At 54.7% G+C, this 3,688-nt stretch carries 3 protein-coding genes; all 3 read right to left on the reverse strand.

The features are described from left to right. Positions 1–151: 151 nt before the first annotated feature. A complete protein-coding gene (locus ABJK56_RS14570; protein WP_347245395.1) occupies positions 152–1,681 on the reverse strand; it encodes a CARDB domain-containing protein in 1,530 nt (509 codons plus the stop codon). Beyond that, on the reverse strand, positions 1,678–3,165 hold the full coding sequence (locus tag ABJK56_RS14575) for a hypothetical protein (RefSeq protein WP_347245396.1): 1,488 nt from the start codon (positions 3,163–3,165) through the stop codon (positions 1,678–1,680). The genes ABJK56_RS14570 and ABJK56_RS14575 overlap by 4 nt, the downstream gene beginning before the upstream one ends. Continuing rightward, a partial coding sequence (locus ABJK56_RS14580; protein WP_347245397.1) for a hypothetical protein occupies positions 3,162–3,688 on the reverse strand: 527 nt, incomplete at its 5' end. The genes ABJK56_RS14580 and ABJK56_RS14575, both read right to left, overlap by 4 nt.

Here is a 3,688-nt window from a genome sequence, read left to right on the forward strand (position 1 = left end):
TTAGGCATTTCCTCCATCGGATTGGATAATACCACACATCGGGGAGATGGCAAGGAGAATAGGCGTGCAACCTGCCGATGAAATTGAGGAAAAACAGAGGTTCAGACCTACACCCCTTGAACTCACAACAACCGGGCAGTGTGTACCGGCCCTACGGACCCATCTGATAGACAGCAGGAAGCCACAAGCGAGAGGTCGCTACAAGGATGTCTCCTCGCAATATATTATCGGACTCGTCACTCTCAGCCACACTATCTTGAGGATCTACTATAACAGATATCGGATGAACTCCTGGCGTGACGTTCGCCCAATGAACGGCTATTCTGGCCTTGGAAGCGCACCCATCCAGAGGGGATGCAAATTGATCAGAGCCAATCTGAACACCATCATCGGGTAAGCCTTCATAGAAGCGCACCAGTACAGGATTTACTGTAGCGATATTACCGTTATTGACAATCTCCACATACAATGTCAAGGAGATCGCCTCTTCAGATGAAAAGGGCGCTATCGGTTCCGTCCAGATTCGCACCGGAGCCAGGTTTACCGTAGGAGCAATTCTTGAAGTATAGGTTGCAAAATTATCCCCAAATACCGTTCGTGCCTTGGTCTCCGGATCAAAAAGCCATCCATTATAGTGATTATCTGCCAGGCTATACCAGGCCCACCGCTGGACCAGCCGGTATTCGTCAGCCGGATACCCCAGAGGGCTGGTGGCTGTCATCAGATAGTCAAAGGTGGCATTCATATAGACATTGACCCGCTCTGGCGGGAAACCGAAATCGTACGGCATTTGAACCCCAAACTCAGTGACGATCAAAGGGCAATTTTGATACCCCCGATCTGCCATCCATTGCCGAAAGCGCTCAATATGCTGCCTGAAAATTTCTATGTTGTCGTTGTCCTGTATGTCGTACAACATTCCCTCCGGAGCATCTATGCCCGGCGGAATCTCGGCTCCCCAGCAATCGTCCGGGTAATAGTCGCAACTGCGCTCCCGCAGGATAAAGGCATGGATGTTCCAAATATCCACTGGCATCGGCTCCCCGTAACGTTTCCTATACTCCTCCAGCACCATATCCAGATATTGCAACCGCAGAGGAGTGGGCTGAACAATCCCACCTGCCGCAACCTGAGCGGTGGAATCCAAACTTTTCAGTAAATGATAGAGCTCGTGATAGGCCTGAGCATAGATATGAGGCTCCAGACTATCCTGCCAACGTCGCCGGTCGGGCTCATTACCTATAAGCCAGAGGGCACCAGGATTGGCCGTGACCGTCGCCGAGAGCGTACTTCCGCTGGGGAAATAGGTGTAAGAGTCAGTTCCAGTTTGCTGAAGGCGGATGATCGGCATATAGGTAATTCCTCCGGGGCGGGCTGGAGAGCGGGTAGCCGTCCAGTCTATATACCATCCAATCCGCAGGCTGTTCACCGCATAGGAGGCAATACCAGTATCCGCCCCCACGCCGAAGCGGCACAGGCGGCCCGAGGGAGGGACGTATCCTTTTGTGACCCATGGAAGGTAAAGGGTGGAGGTAACGCTCTCAGCAGTAAAGATCGCCCGAACCGGCTCACTGGAGGGATAAGAAAGCAACAAGACTATCAAGGCAATGACCACCCCCAGGCCACTGCTGATGAAAACCGGAGTCCACCTCAGAGCAAGGGGGCCAAAATTCCTGCTCAAGGCATCGCCTCCACATAAACAGGATTCGGCCCCACAGATAGCCGGATGCGTCCATCTACCCAGCCGTCATCTCTATCTATCACTGTGGCGGCAAGATTCCCGTACATGTCGGTGATGTGGGCCGTGAGGATGGGGAGAGTCACGGTCCGGGTTACCTCATCATTGGACCAGAGGACATACAGATCTCGGCCATCAGGAGTAGCCAGGAGATAACCTTCCAGGGCCGGGCTCCCCAGTTCGCTGGAAGAAAGGGCACGCCGGAAGGATGCTCGGCCCAGTACCTTTGCAGCGATCCGGTAGGCGTAGAAAGCAGACTTGGGTTGCAAGTCCTGGGTAAGAAGGCCAAAATCGCCGTAAAACGGCCCGGGGTCAATCCAACTGAACCAGATAGAAAGCCCCAGGTCAGAGGCAATAGATTGGGCAAACAGTTTGATCACATACCGGGATTGAATTTCTGGTGTACTGGGTATATTCGTATGGTGGCTGAACCAGCCGGTCTCCGTGCAAATCATCGGCTTGTTGACAATGCCATACTGGGCCAGTTTATTACGCAGGTAATTCGCCTTCCCGCTCAATCCGGGACCATAGGGCGACCAGGTGGACTCAAAGGCAGGATAGTAGTGAAAATTCATCACGTCAAAGCAATTCCCTCCACCAGCGGCCAATACATCGTCCAGGAACTTGCGGACAAAGGGCCCGTTCTGGTCCTCAAACCAGTCGTAGGCCAGGCCCCCCAGGGCCACCTGGGCGCGGGGGTTGGCATCCTTAATGACAGGGTAAACCGTACACAGCATCCGAGCATAATCTGCCCCGAAATGGCCCCAATAAGCACCGCCGCGTTCCGCCGCCAGTCGGCTACCGTTATCAGGCTCATTATAGAACTCCCAGTAATCTATCACGGGCGAGCCAGGGGCATCTTCCCAACCATCGCCGTCGTACCGCTCCACCACCGTGCCCACAAACTCCACGAACTCTCCAATATCCACTTTATCAATAGGTCCATTGACATACGTGGCAGCCCAGGAGGGATTCCCCCAGATGGTTACAACTAACTGGAAACCAGCCCGGGTCGCACTGAGAAACGAGGCGTCGTAAAATGCGAATTGATAGTCCTTAGGAAGGCGATCGGTAGGCTCAACTCCGGCCCACCAGATGTCGGAACGAATCCAGTAGGCGCGCGCCTGCTGCGCCAGGGTCAGGCCCGCAGTGGGAAGATGGAGACCGCCATAGGTCTGGATGCCGAAAACCGTCGGGACCAGCGGCTCGTACTCGCGTGCCACCACGGGTAAGAATAGAGTGTGGGTAACCGAAGAGACTGTTTCCTGGAAAACGCTCGTCTTTGGGGTCCCGCCAAATGGGACCGCGTAGGCCTCTTCGGCCGACGGTGCGATTCCCAGAAGGGCCAATGCCATCAATGCGACACTCGCCCCTCCAATCGTGGCTATCCAGGAACGGGTATGCCGGATTAACCTCCGTGGTCTCATTGAACGTTCCTCATCACAATGGGTAAATATAGATAGCGAAAGTACGGCGGGCACCAGGCGGCGATCCGGCTTCGCCCACTTTCGGCGATCCACACGCAATTGTTGCTATCTATGCCCAACCCCTTCGGTGCACTGCCATCAGGAAGACCAAATTCCCGAATCTGGCGGGGGTTCGGAATTAGCCAACCGACGCGATTCCCCTGCAATTCGGTGAACCACACCCTTCCCTGCCCCAGAACCAGATCATGCGGACCGCTGGCGGAGACCGTAAGAGTATACCAGTGTAACTGGGTAATGGTGGTGTAGAAGTACTGCCCGATCCGGTTCCCGCTCGGTTCGGTAAACCAGGCAACTTGTCCGTCTGTTTTGATTGCCCAGGGCTGACTGCCTCCCCCAGTATAGACCCACGCAAAGGCCTCTGGCGACGACCAGATAGAGGGTTTGAGATTGCCAATCCGATTCGCTCCTGGGGCCGTGAACCAGATACTGTCGGCAGACTCAACAAAAATGTCCTCCGGCTGGG

Source organism: Thermogutta sp. (assembly GCF_039793925.1).
Taxonomy (GTDB): Bacteria; Planctomycetota; Planctomycetia; order Pirellulales; family Thermoguttaceae; genus Thermogutta.

Excerpts from the sequence above, each read along its gene's own strand:
- ABJK56_RS14575 (WP_347245396.1), bottom strand. The coding sequence starts at position 3,165 with ATGAGACCACGGAGGTTAATCCGGCATACCCGTTCCTGGATAGCCACG.